Consider the following 17,588-nt stretch of genomic DNA (forward strand, 5'->3'; position numbering starts at 1 on the left):
GACTCAGTTGGTGTTCGCGGCGACCTCCGCCGCTTTGCGGGGCCGCCTGCGGCGACGGCGGCGTCCGTTGTGCGCGCTTTCGCCGGACGACGTGCCGGACGGGGCTTCGGCCGGGCCCTCGCCATTGCTGGCACCGGCGTCCGGATGCCCAGTCGCCGGCTTGCCGCCGCGAGTGCGTCGGCGTGAGCGGGTGCTCTTGCGCGGTCGTTGGCCGTCGCCTTCGTTCGACGGGGCGCGTTTGACCTGCGACTTCCGCGGCGTACCGACTGTGCCGTTGGCGTCAGTCGGGATGCCCAATTCGGTGTACAGGTGCGGTGAGCTGGAGTAGGTCTCCGCCGGATCCGGGCAGCCCAGACCGAGCGCCTTGTCGATCATCGTCCAGCGGGCCAACTCGTCCCAGTCCACCAAGGTGACTGCCACGCCGGTGCGGCCGGCCCGGCCGGTCCGGCCGATGCGGTGCACATACGTCTTCTCGTCGTCGGGACACTGGTAATTGATGACGTGGGTGACGTCGTCGATGTCGATGCCCCGGGCAGCCACGTCGGTCGCGACCAAGACATCGATATCCCCGGCCCGAAATGACTTGAGTGCTTTCTCGCGGGCCACTTGACCGAGGTCGCCATGGACCGCGCCGACCGCGAAACCACGTTCGGCCAGCTCGTCGGCCACCTTCTGGGCGGTGCGCTTGGTGCGCGTGAAGATCATCGTGGCGCCGCGCTCGCGGGCCTGCAGTATCCGGCTGACCAGCTCGACCTTGTCCAGCGCGTGCGCGCGGTAGACGAACTGCTCGGTGGCGTCATGCACGGCCGACGAGTGTGGCGCCTCCGCCCGGATGTGGGTCGGTTGGTTCATGAACGTGCGGGCCAGCGTGATGATGGGATCGGGCATGGTCGCCGAGAACAGCATGGCTTGCCGCTCGTCGGGGATCTGCCGCAGGATGCGTTCGATGTCCGGCAGAAAGCCCAGGTCCAGCATCTCGTCGGCTTCGTCGAGCACCAGCACGGCCAGGCCGCCCAGTTGCAGGTGGCCCTGCTGGGCCAGATCCAGCAACCGGCCGGGGGTGCCCACCACGACGTCGGCTCCGGCGCGCAGCGCCTCGATCTGCGGCTCGTAGGGCCGGCCGCCGTAGATGGAAACCACGGACAACGGCCGGCCATTGTCGGCTTGCAAGTGCTTGGCCGCGGTGGCCAGGTCGCCGGACACCTGCAGGCACAGTTCGCGGGTGGGCACCACGACGAGCGCTCGGGGGATGCCGGTCAGCGGTGGCTCGCTGGTCGTGATCCGCTGCAGCAGCGGCACGCCGAACGCGAAGGTCTTGCCCATGCCGGTGCGGGCCTGACCGATCAGGTCATCTCCGGCAAGCGCCAGGGGGAGCGTGAGCTCCTGAATGGCGAACGGACGCTCGATGCCTTGTTCGGTCAGTGCGCGCACGATTTCGTCGCGGACGCCGAGTTCGGCAAATGTGGATGGGGGCGGGGTGCGGGTTGGGGTGATCAGTGGAGTCATGCGTGCGCGCATATGCCTTTCGGTGTTGCATTTCGGTCAGTTCGTCGCGGTCCACGCGCGCACGGTCCAACTGCCGAATACGTTGCCGATTCGCGAAGCCCTGCGCTCAACTAGGCGGGCTAACGGCGTGCACGCACATTTCGCCGGCAATAGCGGTAAGGGTCTACAGCCACCACCTTTTCTCATGGTACCTGGTCGGCGGTATGCGATAGAGATCTCGGCCCAACTGGGCGGCGAAGCCGGACATCGCGGGTCACCACCGGTGCATTCGTGGCAATCGCCACCGCGCATAGAGTGTTGCCATGACTTCGCCTTCGCGCGCCGATGAGTTGGACGATCCGCCCACCCCGCGGCTGCCGGCGGACCACCCCGGCGTCAACGAGTTGTTCGCGCTGTTGGCTTACGGCGAAGTTGCGGCGTTCTATCGGCTCACCGACGAGGCACGGATGGCGCCCGATCTGCGCGGCCGCATTTCGATGGCGCGCATGGCCGCCGCCGAGATGGGGCACTACGAGCTACTGCGCGACGCGCTGGAACAGCGTGGTGTCGACATAGTGCCGGCGATGTCGAAATATGCCGCGGCACTTGACGATTACCACCGGCTGACGACTCCGAGCACCTGGCTGGAAGCGCTGGTGAAAACCTACGTCGGCGATGCCCTGGCCGCCGACTTGTATCTGGAGATCGCGGGCGGCCTGCCCGGCGAGGTGGCCGACGTCGTGCGCGGGACGCTGTCAGAGACCGGCCACTCCCAGTTCGTCGTGGCCGAGGTGCGTGCCGCGGTGACGACCAGCGCCAAACAGCGTAGCCGGCTGGCGCTGTGGTCACGCCGGCTGCTCGGTGAAGCCATCACCCAGGCTCAGTACGTGTTGGCCGACCACGACGAGCTGGTCGATTTGGTGGTTTCCGGAACCGATGGCCTCACCCAGCTGACGGGGTTCTTCGACCGACTGCAGCACACCCACGATCAACGGATGCGCGAACTGGGCCTGGCCTAACAGCCCGCCGGTCGCCCTAGCGAGTGCAGGTTGCGATGATCGTGCTGGTGGTCGACGCCACGACGGTCTGACCCTCGGCGTTGGTGATCGCACAGCTGAGCCGGCCGGTGAGGCTGGTCGCCACGACGGACTCGGTCTGCACGCCCGGGGCCAGCACGACAGTCCTGGACCAGGGCAGCGACACGTTCACGTCGGTTTGGGGCGTTCCTTGGCCGTCGGTGTAAACGACGGTCACCAGGTCCAGGAACCCCTTGGTCCCGTTCACCCGGTACACGACCGTGTTCGGATCGAGCTGCGTCGGCGGTGGCGGGCCGACTTCCGGTGGTGGCGGTGCTGCCGTCGGCTCCTCGGTGGGGCTGGATTGGCGCGGCGGTGGCGTCACCGTCGTCACGGTCTCCGGCGGGAGCGAGGCGGTGGGCGGCGCCGTGGGTCGCGGGGTGGCGATCACTGTGCGGGTCGGTGGCACGACCGTAGCCGTCGTCGAGGCGCTGTCGCCGCCGTTGAGGATGACGACGGTGGCGATCACGGCAAGCACGAACACGACGCCGGCGACTGCCGCGATCGGCCGCCAGCGTTCGTCGACCGGCCCGACCCAGTCGTCGTCCGGGTAGGTCGCGTAGACCTCGTCATCTGGGTAATCCTGGATGTCGCTATCCAGGTGTTGCATGGTGCTGATGTTGCAGATGTTATCGATGTGACCCGACGTGGATTGCTCCGCGGGTGGGCGTGTTGGTCACGATTTGGCGACGACGACCCGTCGCTACCGGGCCCGCGAATGCTTGGCGCCGACCGGCTTTCACGGCCGCTTCGGCGCGTCTACTAGCCTGCTGGAGAACGCCTACAACGGAAGGGGCCAGCGTGGAGGTCAAGATCGGTGTCACGGACAGCCCGCGCGAGCTGGTCTTCACCAGCGCGCAGGCCCCCGGTGAAGTCGAAGAGCTGGTCACCGCCGCGCTGGGGCAGAACTCGCAGGTGCTGAGCCTGACGGACGACAAGGGCCGTCGCTTCTTGATCCAGGCAGCCAAGATCGCTTACGTCGAAATCGGGGTCGCCGACGCGCGGCGCGTGGGCTTCGGAATCGGCTCGGCGCCGGCTACGAGCGGGTAAGCGGCACGTGCGATAACCCGCCCCAGGCGAACTGCACGGTGCCATCCACCGCGTCCTCTTTGGAGATCGGACGATCGGTGTCCAGCCAGTATCTGGCGCAGTCGACGCTGATACCGACCAGGCCCACGGCGATCATTCGGGCCCGGTGCGGGTCCAACCCGGAATCGGCGCTGATGAGGTCGAACACCGCGTCGATGCACGATTCGGTGGCCACCCGCACCTGGGAGGCCACCTGCGGCTCGGTGACGTTGTCGTTCTCGAAGATCAGCCGGTAGCCCTGGCCGTCGTGCTCGATGAAGTCGAAGAACGCCTGCACCGCCGAACGCAACCGTTGCCGGTTGTCGGTGGTGGTGCGCAGCGCTTGCCGCACGCCCGACACCAAATTCTCGACATGCCGATTCAACACCGCCAAATACAACTCAAGCTTGCTGGAGAAGTGTTGGTACAGAACAGGTTTACTGACACCGGCCCGGTCGGCGATCTCGTCCATGCCGGCGGCGTGATAACCGCGGTACACGAAAACATTACTGGCAGCGATGAGCAGTTGACCTCGCCGCTCGTCACGGGGCAACCGGTTACCGCGCCGCGCGGGGGCGACGGTGTCCGTCGACCGCCTTCCGGCCGCGTTGGCGAGATCGCTCATCAAGTCCTCATCTGATCGTCAGCACACGCGCCGTCGGCGTCGCCGCGCGCTGCTGATCGCAAAGACACTACTACCCGCATGGCCGCCTGTTTGTTATTGACTATTCCAATCACCGCCGAAGCCGTCGTACCGAGCCGCCGGGCGCGCCAAGAGCCCAGCTAGCGGCGTCCTTAGCAGCGAATGTGCGATCCTGGGGCGGTGAGTTTCGACCCAGAGCCACGTGGAACCGGCCAGGTGCCGGTGCTCCGCGACGACTGGCGAGAACCGCTGCGTGCTCAGCGGGATCCGCTCGCTTGGGGCTCGGGCCGAACCCGGTCCAATCGCGACCGGCCGCGCCGTTGGCGCAAACAAACCTGGCTGGGCCGGTTCGTGTCCACCTACGGCTGGCGTGCCTATGCGCTCCCGGTCCTGGCGGCGCTCACTGCAGTGGTGCTGTACCAGACGGCCACCGGGACCAGCGCGCCGGCGCCCGCTTCGGAGGAGCCGGTCCAGGGACCGCCGACGATCGGATCGGTGGGCACCGCCATCATCGGCGCGCCGCCACGCGGGCTGACCGAATTCGACGCCAGCCTGCCCACCGGCGTACTGCCGGACGGCGGTCCGTTCACCCCGGCCGGTGACAAGACCTGGCGCGTCGTCCCAGGTGTTATGCCGCAGGTCGGACAGGGCACCGCGAAGGTGTTCCGCTACACCGTGGAGGTCGAAAACGGGATCGATCCGACCACGTTCGGCGGCGACGATGCGTTCGCGCGAATGGTCGACCAGACGTTGGCCAATCCCAAGAGCTGGACCCACAATCCGCAGATCGCCTTCATCCGGATCGACGGATCCGACGGCACAAACCCTGACTTCCGGATCTCGCTGAGCTCTCCGATGACCGTACGCGAGGGCTGCGGCTACGAGATTCCGCTGGAGGCCTCGTGCTACAACCCGTCGTTCAGTCCCGGCGGCCAGCAGCGGGTGTTCATCAACGAGGCCCGGTGGGTGCGCGGAGCGATGCCCTTCCAAGGTGATGTCGGCTCCTACCGCCAGTACGTGATCAACCACGAGGTGGGTCACGCCATCGGCTATCTGCGTCACGAGCCGTGCGACAAGCAGGGCGGGCTGGCGCCGGTGATGATGCAACAAACCTTTTCGACAGCCAACGACGACGATGCCAAGTTCGACCCGGACTGGGTCAAGGCTGACGGAAAGACATGCCAGTTCAATCCGTGGCCGTACCCGATCGCCTGACTGGTCGTCGGGAAGGTTCCCCGGCTGTTTGCCGTTGATCCAGGCAACTGCTGTGATGGGTCTAGCTGACAAAAATTGAGGAGATATTCGGTGTCGACGTTGTTGCCACCGCTGGTTGAGCCGGCCGCCGGGCTGACGCGCGATGAAGTCGCGCGCTACAGCCGCCATCTGATCATTCCCGACGTCGGCGTCGACGGGCAGAAGCGGCTCAAAAACGCGCGGGTTCTGGTGATCGGCGCGGGCGGACTCGGCGCGCCCGCGTTGCTGTATCTGGCCGCCGCCGGCGTGGGAACCATCGGCATCATCGACTTCGACGTCGTCGACGAGTCCAACCTGCAGCGCCAAATCATCCATGGCGTGTCCGACATCGGCCGCTCGAAGGCGCAGTCGGCGCGCGACTCGATCACCGAAATCAACCCGCTGGTCGAAGTGCGCTTGCACGAAGAGCGATTGGAACCGGACAACGCCGTTGGCCTCTTCGAGCAATACGACCTGATTCTCGACGGCACCGACAACTTCGCCACCCGTTATCTGGTCAACGACGCCGCCGTGCTGGCGCACAAGCCGTATGTCTGGGGCTCGATCTACCGCTTCGAGGGCCAGGTCTCGGTGTTCTGGGAGGATGCGCCCGACGGACACGGCCTCAACTACCGCGATTTGTATCCCGAGCCGCCGCCTCCCGGCATGGTGCCGTCGTGCGCCGAGGGCGGGGTGTTGGGCATCCTGTGCGCGTCGATCGCCTCGGTGATGGGCACCGAGGCGATCAAACTGATCACTGGCATCGGCGAGTCGTTGCTGGGCCGGTTGATGGTCTATGACGCCCTGGAGATGAGCTACCGCACGATCTCGATCCGCAAAGATCCCACGACGCCGAAGATCACCGAGCTGATCGACTACGACGCCTTTTGTGGGGTGGTCTCCGATGAGGCGGCCGACGCAGCGGCAGATGCCACGATCACGCCGCGCGAGTTGCGCGAGTTGCTGGACTCGGGCAAAAAGGTTGCCCTGATCGATGTGCGCGAGCCGGTGGAGTGGGACATCAACCACATCGACGGCGCGCAGTTGATCCCGCAGTCATCGATCAACTCCGGCGAAGGGCTGGCCAAGGTGCCTCAGGACCGGGTACCGGTGCTGTATTGCAAGACCGGTGTGCGGTCAGCCGAGGCTCTGGCGGCGGTGAAGAAGGCCGGATTCGCCGATGCGGTCCATCTGCAGGGCGGCATCGTTGCCTGGGCGCAGCAAATGCAGCCCGACATGGTCATGTACTAACGCGTCTGCCCAGCTGACCCCCGTTAGGCTGAGCGCGTGAGTGTCGACCCGCCGCCCGAGCACGTATTGGCGGCGTTTGGTCTGACCGGAGTGCGGCCTGCGCCGTTGGGTGGCAGCTGGGAAGGCGGCTGGCGGTGCGGTGAAGTGGTGCTGTCGCTGGTTGCCGATCACGCTCGCGCCGCCTGGTCTGCGAAGGTGCGGGAGACGCTGTTCGTCGACGGCGTGCGGCTGGCCCGACCGGTCCGCTCGACCGACGGACGCTATGTGGTCTCCGGCTGGCGGGCAGATACTTTCGTCGCTGGCAAACCCGAGCCCCGTCATGACGAAGTCGTTTCGGCGGCGGTGCGGTTGCACGAGGCCACCGGGAAACTGGAACGCCCTCGGTTCCTCACTCAGGGTCCTACCGCGCCGTGGGCGGATGTCGACGTTTTCATCGCCGCCGATCGGGCCGCGTGGGAAGAACAGCCGCTGGCCTCGGTGCCGCAGGCCGCGCGGGTTGCTCCCGCGACTGCCGACCGGCCGCGTTCGGTCGAGCTGATCCAACAGCTGGCCGGCCTGCGGCGGCGGACCAAAAGCCCCAGTCAACTTGTGCACGGAGACCTTTACGGGACAGTGCTTTTCGCGGGCGCTGCCGCTCCCGGCATCACTGATATCACGCCGTACTGGCGGCCCGCGCCGTGGGCTGCTGGTGTCGTCGTCGTCGACGCGTTGTCATGGGGAGAGGCCGACGACGGACTCATCGAGCGTTGGAACGCCCTGCCGGAGTGGCCACAGATGTTGTTGCGGGCATTGATGTTTCGCCTCGCGGTTCATGCATTGCATCCGCGCTCCACGTCGGCGGCTTTCCCGGGGCTGGCCCGCACCGCGGCCTTGGTCCGGTTGGTGCTCTAAGCGCGAAAGTGCAAGTAGCAACGCGTTTCCCGAGAAGGGCCGTCGCTAGTTGCACTCTCGCGGAAACGCGTGACGCACTTCGCCCAGCGCGACCTTGCCGTCGTCGGCCAGCACCCCTTCGGCACGAAGGAGCTCCAACTGTCGGGTAGCCAGATGTGGTGCGGGGCGGCCGGACGCGGTGATCACCCGATGCCACGGCAAATCCGAGGAGTCGGTTCGCATGATCCAGCCGACGATCCGCGCGCTGGAAAGCCCTGCGGCGGCTGCGATATCGCCATAGGTCACCACCCGGCCGGCGGGGATGGCGGCCACCAGCGCGCGCACCCGCTCGACCTGCTCGTCGGTCACCGCCGCCATCGTCAGCGCATCCGCTCGCGGATCACCGCGGCGACCTCGGCGGGCTTGGCTTGGGCCACCATGTGGTCGCATTCGAATTCCAGCAGCTGAAAGTCGGATCCCAGCCGCTGACGCAGGCCGGCGACCAGGCCGTCGTCGACATATTGCGGCGATGTCCACAGCGCCCGAACCAACGTGGTGGCAATGCCTTTCGGTGGCAGCACCACATCGCGTGCTAACTCGCTCCAGTACGACATCATCGCCGGCAGGCTGATCCGCCAGCCATAGCGCCCACCGGGCAGCGCCACCAGGTGTTCGTGGAGCTCGGCGTCGAGCATGGTCGGGTCGACGTCGGCCCATGCGCCGGTGGCCTTTTCGGCGCGCGCTTCTGCGGTGTCCGGGTAATCGGGCGAGGTCAGCATCGCGTCGGCGATCTCGCGCATCCATGCGCCGTCCAAACCGATGGCCGGATCCAGCAACACCAGCGCGGCCACCCGCTCGGGATGAGCGGCGGCCAGATGCAGCGCGACCGCGCCCCCGAACGAATGGCCGACCACCACCGCCGGGGCCTGATCGTCGAGCAGCGCGGCCAGCGCCGCGACGTTGGCGTCGATCGTCCACGGCGCGGACCACGACGACCTGCCATGGCCGAGCAGATCGGGGGCGGCCACGCTGACCTCGGGCAGGTAGTCGGCTGCCAGCCGTTGCCAGCGCTGCCCATGGCCGGTCAAACCGTGGATGGCCAATAACCGCACCGGCCCCGGGGGGCCGTAACGGTGCACATGAAGCTTCCTCACGCGTCGTATGGTGCCAGCCGCCTGGAGCGCCGCCGGTGCCGCTGCTGCCGAAAATGTGTCAATAGGCGGGCTAGCTGCGCAGTAAGGTTTGACGGTAGATCCGGACACGCTGGGGAAGGGATCGTGTCATGGGGATGGAGCCCGACAGCAGCCCGTATGGGTCGCAGACGTTGCTGGGCCCGGGCTGGCCAAACATTGACGAGGACGTGCTGGCGGCGGCCGCCGCGGAGTTCGAACAGCTGGCGATGCATCTGACCGGGGTGGTGGTGCCTCAGCAGCAGGGGCAGATGATGCAGATCCAGGGCATCTGGCAGGGCGCCGCGGCCACGGCGGCGCTCGGAGAGGCCAGCACGATCATCAACGGCCATGAAATCAACGCCGCTGAGGCTTCAGCCATCGCGCTCAAGCTGCGCGCCATGGAGGCGTCGATCGTCAAAGCCAAGGGGCTGGCCAACGCCACCGCGCAGCTCACCCAGCACACCTGCGAAATGATCGAGGGCTTGCCGCTCCCGGGGGAAGACAAGGAAGCCCTGCTGCAAAGCCAGATCAGGCTGGGCCAGTCGCAGAACATGGCCGACGTGATGACGGGCACGACCGAGCTCGCGGGCAATCTGGGTGTGCCGGCCGTCAACCCCGCCGCGATACCCATCCCGCCCGGCGGGACGGCGGGCGCGGGGCAGGCGAGCAAAGAGTCGCAGGACGGGGTGCAAATGATGACCCAGATGATGTCTCAGGTTGGGCAGCTTCCCCAACAGCTCGGCAAGATGGGCGGGGGCCAAGGGCTGCAACAGCTGACCCAACCCTTGCAGCAGATTTCGTCGATGTTCGGCCAACTGGGCAAAGGCGGTTCCGGCGGGGCGGACGCCTCACCGTTTGCCGCGTTTTCCAATCATCCGGCCGCCGGTGGCTCTGGGGCGACCTCGGGTGGCGGACTGATGCGGGGCGGGGGCGTGCCCGGCTCCGGCGGCAGTCCGCCGCGCACACCGCTGATGGCCAAACTGGTGGACAAGCACACCACCACGGTCGCTCCCACCGCAGTGGAGGAGGGCGCCGCCGCAGGCAGCACTGTCGTCGGCGGTGCGGCACCGGTGGGCGCCGGCGGCGGCATGGGCGGCATGGGCGGCATGGGCATGATGGGACACCGGGGGGAAAGCGGCGGTTCCCGGTCGGGGATGGCGGTTCCAACGCCCCTCGACCACGACCTCAGCGAAGGCGAGGACGACGATGATTGGTGATGACAGCTGATGAGTGAGGGCTTGGAGCACCACGGAACGCCCACCTGGCAGCCAGGTCAGGTGCAAATGCCGCAGATGCCGATGGTGTCGCCCGGCGAAGACCCGATGAGCGCGACGATCGCCGCGGTCTTGCCGACGCTGTCCGTTCCCCTGCAAGCGAATGTCGCGGCGCTGCAAGGCAAGGAGGCCATGTTCGACGGCAAACTCGGTGCCTCGAGCGCGGCCTATCAGGGCGCCGACGAGTCGGGTCAGCAGGGCGTGATGCAGATAGTCCAAACGCTGGGCCAGATGGGCAGCCAGGCTGGCGAGATGGCCGGTGCGCCCGGTCAGATGGGCGGCCAGTTCGGCGGCAGCTTCACGTCACTGATGCAACCGATGATGCAGGCGTTCCAAGGCGCCGGCCACGGCGGGCAGGGCCACGGCGGGCAGGGACAGCCTGCGGGCGGACCGGAGTCCCAAGGCGCCGCTGGAGGCGCGGGTCAAGGCCCCGCTGGTATGGGCACCTCGCAGCAGCAGCAGCGGGAGGACCAGCCTGCCCCGCAGGGCCAGCCCGAAACCCAGCAGAGCACCGAGCGCGACGACGCGGGAGCTGCGGCCGGACCGCAGGCCGGTGGCGACATCCGACACGACGCGGGCCGACCGCCGGTGCTGCCCGAATATCCCCGCCACAGCGGCGGTGAGGATCTCGGCCGCCGGATGTGATGCCGGTGGGCGCCATGCACCGGTCCTAGCCGGGCGGCGGTAACCGGTTCGGACCGACTTGTCGGACCCGCGTGGTGTCATGCCGCTATGGCACATCGATGGGATCCCGAGGCGCAGGCAGTGCTGGATCCCGGCCTGCGCGGTCAACTGCGGATCGTCGGCGGCCCGGGCACCGGGAAGAGCAGCTTGCTGATCGATGCGGCGGCCGCCCGCATCGCTGCGGGTGCCGACCCGGAATCGGTTCTGTTGCTGACGGGTTCGGGGCGGATCGCGACGCAGGCGCGCAGCGCGTTGATGACGCGGTTGTTGCGTGCGCGGGCCGACGGCGCGGGCCGCGCGGTAATCCGCGAGCCGCTGGTGCGTACCGTGCACAGCTACGCCTTCGCGGTGCTGCGGCTGGCCGCGCAGCGCGCCGGCGGTCCGCCGCCGCGACTGGTCACCAGCGCCGAACAGGACGGCATCATCGCCGAACTGCTGGCCGGTGACCTCCAAGACGGTCCGGCCGCCGCGGTGGGCTGGCCCGCGCAGCTGCAACCTGCGTTGGCTACTGCCGGATTTGCCGCGGAGTTACGGGATCTGTTGGCGCGCTGCGCCGAACGCGGCGTGGATGCCCGAGAGTTAGCGCGGCTGGGCCGGCTGCACGGCCATCCGGAGTGGGTAGCGGCAGGCCAGTTCGCGCGTCAGTACGAACAAGTGATGCTGCTGCGGGGGGCCGTCGGGACGGCAGCCCCACAAGCGACGACGCCGGCGGTCGGCGCCGCCGAATTGGTTGGGGCGGCGCTGGAGGCCTTCGCCGCCGATCCCGAGTTGTTGGCCGCAGAGCGTGCCAGGATTCGGATCCTGCTGGTTGACGACGCCCAGCAACTCGACCCCCAGGCCGCCCGTATGGTGCGGGTGCTGGCGGCCGGGGCCGAGGTGGCGCTGATTGCCGGTGATCCCACCCAGGCGGTGTTCGGTTTCCGCGGTGCCGAGCCGACCCTGCTTTTGAGCGGCGGTCCCGCACCAGAGCACGGCGCGGCTGCGCCGACGGTGACGCTCACGGTGTCGCACCGCTGCCCGCCGACGGTGGCGCGCGCAGTTTCGGGTGTCTCGCGCCGGCTTATCAGCAGCAACGAAATAGCCGGGGCCGGTGAAGATTCCGGTTCGGTGAGGGCGCGCCTGGCGGCCTCGCCGCACGCGGAGGCAGAGGTGATCGCCGATGCGTTACGGCGCGCCCATCTCATCGACGGGCTGCCCTGGTCGCAGATGGCGGTCATCGTCAGGTCAGTGCCGCGTGCCGGCACCGGGTTGTCGCAGGCCCTGATGCGGGCCGGCGTCCCGGTGGCCATGCCGACCACCGGCGGATCGCTGTGGCAACAGCCGGCGGCAGGAGCGCTGCTGACCGTGTTGGCGGCAACAGCCGACGGCCTGGACGGCGAGCAGGCGCTGGCCTTGCTGACCGGCCCGATCGGCAGGGTAAACCCGGTGACTCTTCGCCAACTGCGCCGCACGTTGCGCCGCAACGCAGGTGACCGTGAGTTCGCCGACGTGTTGGTTGCAGCGTTGCGCGGCGAGGCGATTCGGCTTCCCGCCGCGCAGGCCCGCCCGGTGCGACGAGTACGGGCGGTGCTGGACGCAGCCGCCCGCTGTCAACGGGACGGTCACGACCCGCGCTACACGCTGTGGGCCGCGTGGCACCGCTCGGGCCTGCAGCGTCGCTGGCTTTCGGCAGGTGAACGCGGCGGCTCGAGCGGTGCTCAGGCAAGCCGCGACTTGGACGCCGTCACAGCGCTCTTCGACATCACCGAGCAGTACGTGTCGCGTACCGCAGGCACCTCGCTGCGCGGCCTGCTCGACCATGTCGGTGCGCTGCAACTGCCCCCGGTCAGTCCCGAACCGGCGTCGACCGAGGCCGTCAGCGTGCTCAGCGCACACGCCGCGCTAGGGCACCAGTGGGACTTCGTGGCCATCGCCGGCCTACAGGAAGGACTGTGGCCCAACACCATTCCCCGCGGCGGGGTGCTGAGCACCCAGCGGCTGCTCGACGTCCTGGACGGGGTCAGCGAAACCACGTCGATGCGGGCACCGCTGCTGGCCGACGAGCGGCGGCTGCTGATCGCGGCCATGGGCCGCGCCAGCCGACAACTGTTGGTGACCGCCGTCGACGGCGAGGCCGACGGTGGCGGGGAGACCGCGCTGCCGTCGCCGTTCTTCTTCGAAATCGCACAGTGGGCTATCGACGGACCCGACCCCGACGCTCCGCTACCGCCAGTGGCCGCTCCGCGGATGCTGTCGGCCACGGCGATGGTGGGCCGGCTGCGGGCTGTGGTCTGCGCTCCGCGCGACGCGGTGAGCGACGAGATACGCGCGGGCGCGGCAACGCAATTGGCCCGGCTGGCCAATGCCGGTGTGCCCGGTGCGGATCCGGCCGGCTGGTACGGGATGGCGCCGGTCAGCACCACCGAGCCGCTGTGGAGCGGTGATGATCATGTCGTCACGCTGACCCCGTCGAGCCTGCAGACGCTGACCGACTGTCCGCTGCGCTGGCTGGCCGAACGCCATGGCGGCACCGACCCACGCGACCTGCGCTCCACCATCGGGTCGGTGGTGCATGCGCTGATCGCCGACACCGAGAGCAACGAGACACAGCTGTTGGCCGCGCTGAACCGGGCCTGGGAGCAGCTGCCGTTCGAGTCACGGTGGTACGGCGCCAACGAGTTGGCTCGCCACCGCGCGATGCTGGAGACCTTTTTCCAGTGGCGGGCTCAGACACGGCACGAGCTGACCGAGGTTGGCCGTGAGATCGAAGTCGACGGGGTTCTTGAGGGGACCGGCGTTCGGCTGCGGGGACGCGTCGACCGGGTCGAGCGCGACGGCGCCGGCCGTCTGGTGGTCGTCGACGTCAAAACCGGCAAGACGCCGGTCAGCAAGGACGACGCGCAGCGGCACGCCCAGCTGGCCATGTACCAGCTGGCGGTAGCCGAGGGCTTGCTGCCCGACGGCGACGAGCCCGGTGGCGCCCGGTTGGTGTATCCGGCCAGGGCCGGCGCGGGCGGCGCCGCCGAACGCGAACAGGACCCGCTGACACCTGCCGCTCGTGACGACTGGCGCAACCTGGTCCAGCAGGCGGCCGCGGCGACCGCCGGACCTCAATTCGTCGCCCGCATCAACGACGGCTGCACCCATTGCCCGATCCGGCCGAGTTGCCCGGCCCATACCGGCACTGCCAGGGAGGGCCGAACATGACGCCGCGCCACAGTCCTGCTGAATTAGCCGGCGCCTTAGGGCTTTTCGAACCGACGGCGGAGCAGGCCGCGGTGATCGCCGCGCCGCCCGGGCCGCTGGTGGTCATCGCGGGCGCCGGCGCCGGAAAAACCGAGACGATGGCCGCCCGGGTGGTGTGGCTGGTCGCCAACGGCTACGCCGATCCCAGCCAGGTGCTGGGGTTGACGTTCACCCGCAAGGCCGCCGGACAGCTGCTGCGCCGGGTGCGTTCCCGGTTGGCCCGGCTGGCCGGCACCGGCCTGATCGCTCACACCGCCGAACCGATCGGCACCGCGACTGTCAGCACCTACCACGCCTTCGCCGGCCAGTTGCTGCGCGATCACGGTCTGTTGCTGGGCATCGAGCCGCAGACCCGGCTGCTCGGCGAGACCGAACTATGGCAGCTGGCCTTCGATGTGGTCAACGGCTACCGCGGCGAATTGCACACCGATAAGAGCCCGACCACGCTGACCTCGATGGTGCTGCGGCTGTCAGGCCAACTTGCCGAACACCTCGTCGACACCGCGCAACTCCGCGACACCCACGTCGAACTCGAACGGCTGGTGCACACGTTGCCGGCCGGCCCGTACCAGCGTGACCGCGGACCCAGCCAATGGCTGTTGCGGATGCTGGCCACCCAGACCGAGCGCGCCGAGTTAGTGCCGCTGATCGAAGCGCTCCATCAGCGGATGCGGGCCGAGAAGGCGATGGACTTCGGGATGCAGATGGCGTCGGCCGCGCGATTGGTGTCGGCGTTCGGCGAAGTCGGCGAGCAACTGCGGAACCGCTATCGGGTGGTGCTGCTCGACGAATACCAAGACACCGGCCATGCCCAACGGGTCGTGCTGTCCTCGTTGTTCGGTGGCGGAGTCGACGGCGAATTGGCGTTGACCGCCGTCGGCGATCCGATCCAGTCGATCTACGGCTGGCGCGGCGCCTCGGCGACCAATTTGCCCCGGTTCACCACTGACTTCCCGTGCCCCGACGGCACCGCGGCGCCCGTGCTGGAGCTGCGAACCAGCTGGCGCAACCCGCCACGGGCGCTGCGGGTGGCGAACGCGGTATCGGCAGACGCACGGCGACGATCGGTGGCGGTGCACGCACTGCGGCCGCGGCCGAACGCCGAACCGGGCACCGTCCGCTGCGCGCTACTGGCTGATGTGTGCGCCGAACGCGAGTGGGTCGCCGATCACCTGCAGCAGCACTTCCAACGCGCGCATGCTGCTGGCGTCGCACCGCCCACCGCGGCGGTGCTCGTGCGCCGTAACGCCGACGCCGCGCCGATGGCCGAGGTGCTGCGGGCCCGCGGCGTACCGGTGGAGGTGGTCGGGCTGGCCGGGCTGCTGTCCATCCCCGAGGTCGCCGACGTGGTGGCGATGCTGCGGCTGGCCGCCGATCCGACTGCGGGAACAGCCGCGATGCGGGTGCTGACCGGTCCGCGCTGGCGGCTCGGCGCCCGTGACGTCGCGGCGTTGTGGCGACGCGCAGTCGCTCTGGAAGACGGTGCACAGCAACTGGTTTCAGCCCAGCAGATCGCCGCTGCTGCCGGACCTGATACCGACAGCGCAGGTCTGGCCGACGCCATCGAGGACCCGGGGCCCGCGGGCGAGTATTCGGCGGCGGGGTATCGGCGAATCGTCGCGCTGGCCGGAGAGTTGTCGGCGCTGCGGGCACATCTCGACCATCCATTGCCTGACCTGCTGGCCGAGGTGCGCCGGGTACTTGGGCTCGACTGTGAGGTCCGGGCCACCGCGCCAGCAGGCTGGACGGGCACCGAGCACCTCGACGCCTTCGCTGACGAGGTCGCCGCCTACGCCGAGCGGGCCGGTGCCGCCGCCGAGGCGTCGGTCCTGGGCCTGCTGGCCTATCTGGATGCGGCTGCCGTCGTCGAAAACGGGCTGCCGCCCGCGCAGATCGCGGTCGCCCACAACCGGGTTCAGATCCTGACGGTACATGCGGCAAAAGGCCTGGAATGGCAGGTCGTGGCCGTGCCGCACCTGTCGGCAGGCGTGTTCCCGTCCACCGGATCGGCCCGCACCTGGCTCACCGACGCTGCCGATCTACCCCCGCTGCTGCGCGGCGACAGTGCCTCGACCTGCGAGCACGGCGTACCGGTGCTGGACACCTCCGATATCACCAATCGCAAACAGCTCTCCGACAAGATTTCTGCGCATCGCCGCCAGCTCGAACAGCGGCGGATCGACGAGGATCGTCGGCTGCTGTACGTGGCCGTCACCCGCGCCGAGGACACCCTGCTGCTGTCGGGCCACCATTGGGGCGCCACCGGGATCAAGCCGCGCGGCCCGTCGGATTTCCTCTGCGAGATCAAAGACGTCATCGACCGGTCGGCTGACGACGGCGAGCCGTGCGGTGTCGTCGAACACTGGGCACCGTCGCCCGCTGATGGTGAACGAAACCCCCTGCGCGACACCGTGGTCGAAGAGGTTTGGCCGGTTGATCCGCTGGGCGCCCGCCGCACCGACGTCGAGCGTGGCGCGGCGTTGGTGGCTGCGGCAATGTCGGCAGCGGCCCCGTCCGGCAACGCCGGCGACGAGTGGGCCAGCGACGTGGATGCGCTGTTAGCCGAGCGGGAGCGCGCCGCAGCACCAGCCAAACCGCCCAGCCCGGGGGCACCGCCCGCTTGCGGAGGCCTGTCGGTCAGCAGCTTGGTGGACCTGGCCCGTGACCCAGTCGGTGCAGCGCAGCGGCTGACGCGCCGACTGCCTACACGTCCGGAACCACATGCCTTGCTGGGCAACGCGTTTCATGATTGGGTTCAGCGGTTCTACGGTGCCGAGCGGTTGTTCGACCTTGGCGACTTGCCCGGCGCGGCTGATTCCGACACCGCCCAGGGCGACGCCGATGAACTGGCCGCGTTACAGGAGGCATTTCTCGCCTCCCCGTGGGCGGCTCGCACGCCGGTTGCCGTTGAAGTGCCGTTTGAGATGGCCGTCGGTGACACCGTGGTACGCGGCCGCATCGACGCGGTGTTCGCCGATCCGGACGGCGGAGCCACGGTGGTGGACTGGAAGACCGGCGAGGCGCCGCACAGCCCGGAAGCCGCCCGGCACGCCGCGATTCAGCTCGGCGTCTACCGACTGGCCTGGGCGACATTGTCCGGTTGCCCGGAGTCATTGGTGCGTACTGCTTTTCATTACGTACGCACCGGGGCCACCGTGACTCCCGAGGTGTTGCCTGAACCCGATGAACTGGCCGCGCTGGTGGCCGGTTAAGCCGTGCGCCTGATCTTGAGCGCCATGGTGACCATCGGGATCTGCAACGGCAGCCGGGCCAGCGCCACGAGCCGCATCGGCCAGGGCTTGTCCCACCACAACCGCACCATGTTGACATTGCCCGGAAAGACTCCGAGGAAAAGCGCGACCGCGGCCAGCGCACCGAGTCGGCGGGTGTTTCGGATCAGCAGCAGTGCGCCGGTGACCACTTCGGCAACGCCGGAAGCGTAGGTGTAGAAGCGCTGACTTCCGGGCAGTTCGACGGGAACAATGTCGTCGAACGGCTTCGGAACGACAAAGTGGGTGATGCCCATGCCGATCAGCAGCGTTCCCATCCGGTATGCGGGTGCCTGGCTAGCTATTGGTGTGGTGGGGGCCATGGTTACATTGTGTCG

The 17,588-nt window shown here is 68.3% G+C and carries 15 protein-coding genes; 9 read left to right on the forward strand and 6 right to left on the reverse strand.

All coding sequences use genetic code 11. The features are described 5' to 3' along the window. Positions 1 to 3 precede the first annotated feature (3 nt). Complete coding sequence (locus AC5Y49_RS05195; RefSeq protein ID WP_499886242.1) at positions 4 to 1,494, reverse strand: DEAD/DEAH box helicase; 1,491 nt, start codon at positions 1,492 to 1,494, stop codon at positions 4 to 6. 314 nt (positions 1,495 to 1,808) lie between these two features. Here AC5Y49_RS05195 and AC5Y49_RS05200 point away from each other — a divergent pair, with 314 nt between their 5' ends. Beyond that, positions 1,809 to 2,504: a ferritin-like fold-containing protein gene (locus AC5Y49_RS05200; RefSeq protein WP_499884736.1), complete on the forward strand. Its 696-nt coding sequence runs from the start codon at positions 1,809 to 1,811 to the stop codon at positions 2,502 to 2,504. 16 nt (positions 2,505 to 2,520) lie between these two features. On the opposite strand, the gene AC5Y49_RS05205 is transcribed toward AC5Y49_RS05200, so the two are convergent. After that, the gene (locus tag AC5Y49_RS05205; protein WP_499884737.1) at positions 2,521 to 3,171 is read right to left on the reverse strand and encodes an MmpS family transport accessory protein; all 651 of its coding nucleotides are present in this window, start codon (positions 3,169 to 3,171) and stop codon (positions 2,521 to 2,523) included. Between the two features lie 191 nt (positions 3,172 to 3,362). Here AC5Y49_RS05205 and AC5Y49_RS05210 point away from each other — a divergent pair, with 191 nt between their 5' ends. Beyond that, positions 3,363 to 3,611 (forward strand): DUF3107 domain-containing protein, encoded by a 249-nt coding sequence (locus AC5Y49_RS05210; protein ID WP_499884738.1) that lies wholly within the window; start codon positions 3,363 to 3,365, stop codon positions 3,609 to 3,611. On the opposite strand, the gene fasR is transcribed toward AC5Y49_RS05210, so the two are convergent. Then, positions 3,598 to 4,254, reverse strand: coding sequence for an HTH-type transcriptional activator FasR (fasR, locus tag AC5Y49_RS05215; protein WP_499884739.1), 657 nt, complete (start codon positions 4,252 to 4,254; stop codon positions 3,598 to 3,600). The two genes, AC5Y49_RS05210 and fasR, sit on opposite strands and share 14 nt — an antisense overlap. Positions 4,255 to 4,434: 180 nt before the next feature. Here fasR and AC5Y49_RS05220 point away from each other — a divergent pair, with 180 nt between their 5' ends. The 3 genes from AC5Y49_RS05220 to AC5Y49_RS05230 all read left to right on the forward strand — a co-directional run bounded on the left by AC5Y49_RS05220 (position 4,435) and on the right by AC5Y49_RS05230 (position 7,647). Then, complete coding sequence (locus AC5Y49_RS05220; protein ID WP_499884740.1) at positions 4,435 to 5,487, forward strand: DUF3152 domain-containing protein; 1,053 nt, start codon at positions 4,435 to 4,437, stop codon at positions 5,485 to 5,487. A gap of 90 nt (positions 5,488 to 5,577) precedes the next feature. Further along, positions 5,578 to 6,756: an adenylyltransferase/sulfurtransferase MoeZ gene (gene moeZ, locus AC5Y49_RS05225; RefSeq protein ID WP_499884741.1), complete on the forward strand. Its 1,179-nt coding sequence runs from the start codon at positions 5,578 to 5,580 to the stop codon at positions 6,754 to 6,756. 36 nt (positions 6,757 to 6,792) lie between these two features. After that, positions 6,793 to 7,647, forward strand: a complete 855-nt coding sequence (locus AC5Y49_RS05230; RefSeq protein WP_499884742.1) for a TIGR02569 family protein — start codon at positions 6,793 to 6,795, stop codon at positions 7,645 to 7,647. Between the two features lie 45 nt (positions 7,648 to 7,692). Here the strand turns inward: AC5Y49_RS05230 and AC5Y49_RS05235 are convergent, their stop codons facing one another. Together AC5Y49_RS05235 and AC5Y49_RS05240 are read right to left on the reverse strand one after the other, a co-directional pair. Further along, positions 7,693 to 8,004 carry an MGMT family protein gene (locus AC5Y49_RS05235; protein ID WP_499884743.1) on the reverse strand — a complete coding sequence of 104 codons (312 nt, stop codon included), beginning with the start codon at positions 8,002 to 8,004 and terminating at the stop codon, positions 7,693 to 7,695. A gap of 2 nt (positions 8,005 to 8,006) precedes the next feature. Further along, a complete protein-coding gene (locus AC5Y49_RS05240) occupies positions 8,007 to 8,780 on the reverse strand; it encodes an alpha/beta fold hydrolase (protein ID WP_499884744.1) in 774 nt (257 codons plus the stop codon). A gap of 128 nt (positions 8,781 to 8,908) precedes the next feature. Between AC5Y49_RS05240 and AC5Y49_RS05245 the strand changes: the two genes are divergently transcribed. From AC5Y49_RS05245 to AC5Y49_RS05260, 4 genes are all read left to right on the forward strand, one after another. After that, positions 8,909 to 10,015, forward strand: a complete 1,107-nt coding sequence (locus AC5Y49_RS05245; protein WP_499884745.1) for a hypothetical protein — start codon at positions 8,909 to 8,911, stop codon at positions 10,013 to 10,015. 9 nt (positions 10,016 to 10,024) lie between these two features. Then, complete coding sequence (locus AC5Y49_RS05250) at positions 10,025 to 10,717, forward strand: hypothetical protein (protein ID WP_499884746.1); 693 nt, start codon at positions 10,025 to 10,027, stop codon at positions 10,715 to 10,717. 87 nt (positions 10,718 to 10,804) lie between these two features. Then, complete coding sequence (locus tag AC5Y49_RS05255) at positions 10,805 to 13,942, forward strand: ATP-dependent helicase (RefSeq protein ID WP_499884747.1); 3,138 nt, start codon at positions 10,805 to 10,807, stop codon at positions 13,940 to 13,942. After that, a complete protein-coding gene (locus AC5Y49_RS05260) occupies positions 13,939 to 17,193 on the forward strand; it encodes an ATP-dependent helicase (protein ID WP_499884748.1) in 3,255 nt (1,084 codons plus the stop codon). Before AC5Y49_RS05255 ends, AC5Y49_RS05260 begins: the two co-directional genes overlap by 4 nt. Here AC5Y49_RS05260 and AC5Y49_RS05265 read toward each other — a convergent pair. Beyond that, positions 17,190 to 17,573 carry a DoxX family protein gene (locus AC5Y49_RS05265; RefSeq protein WP_499884749.1) on the reverse strand — a complete coding sequence of 128 codons (384 nt, stop codon included), beginning with the start codon at positions 17,571 to 17,573 and terminating at the stop codon, positions 17,190 to 17,192. The two genes, AC5Y49_RS05260 and AC5Y49_RS05265, sit on opposite strands and share 4 nt — an antisense overlap. Positions 17,574 to 17,588 lie beyond the last annotated feature (15 nt).

It is taken from the genome of Mycobacterium sp. NGS62, assembly GCF_059812285.1.

What these genes read in the sequence shown, in the direction of transcription:
- AC5Y49_RS05200 (WP_499884736.1), top strand. Translation starts at nt 1,809, where the DNA reads ATGACTTCGCCTTCGCGCGCCGATGAGTTGGACGATCCGCCCACCCCG.
- AC5Y49_RS05205 (WP_499884737.1), bottom strand. Translation starts at nt 3,171, where the DNA reads ATGCAACACCTGGATAGCGACATCCAGGATTACCCAGATGACGAGGTC.
- fasR (WP_499884739.1), bottom strand. Translation starts at nt 4,254, where the DNA reads ATGAGCGATCTCGCCAACGCGGCCGGAAGGCGGTCGACGGACACCGTC.
- AC5Y49_RS05220 (WP_499884740.1), top strand. Translation starts at nt 4,435, where the DNA reads ATGTGCGATCCTGGGGCGGTGAGTTTCGACCCAGAGCCACGTGGAACC.
- AC5Y49_RS05235 (WP_499884743.1), bottom strand. Translation starts at nt 8,004, where the DNA reads ATGGCGGCGGTGACCGACGAGCAGGTCGAGCGGGTGCGCGCGCTGGTG.
- AC5Y49_RS05245 (WP_499884745.1), top strand. Translation starts at nt 8,909, where the DNA reads ATGGGGATGGAGCCCGACAGCAGCCCGTATGGGTCGCAGACGTTGCTG.
- AC5Y49_RS05250 (WP_499884746.1), top strand. Translation starts at nt 10,025, where the DNA reads ATGAGTGAGGGCTTGGAGCACCACGGAACGCCCACCTGGCAGCCAGGT.
- AC5Y49_RS05255 (WP_499884747.1), top strand. Translation starts at nt 10,805, where the DNA reads ATGGCACATCGATGGGATCCCGAGGCGCAGGCAGTGCTGGATCCCGGC.
- AC5Y49_RS05260 (WP_499884748.1), top strand. Translation starts at nt 13,939, where the DNA reads ATGACGCCGCGCCACAGTCCTGCTGAATTAGCCGGCGCCTTAGGGCTT.
- AC5Y49_RS05265 (WP_499884749.1), bottom strand. Translation starts at nt 17,573, where the DNA reads ATGGCCCCCACCACACCAATAGCTAGCCAGGCACCCGCATACCGGATG.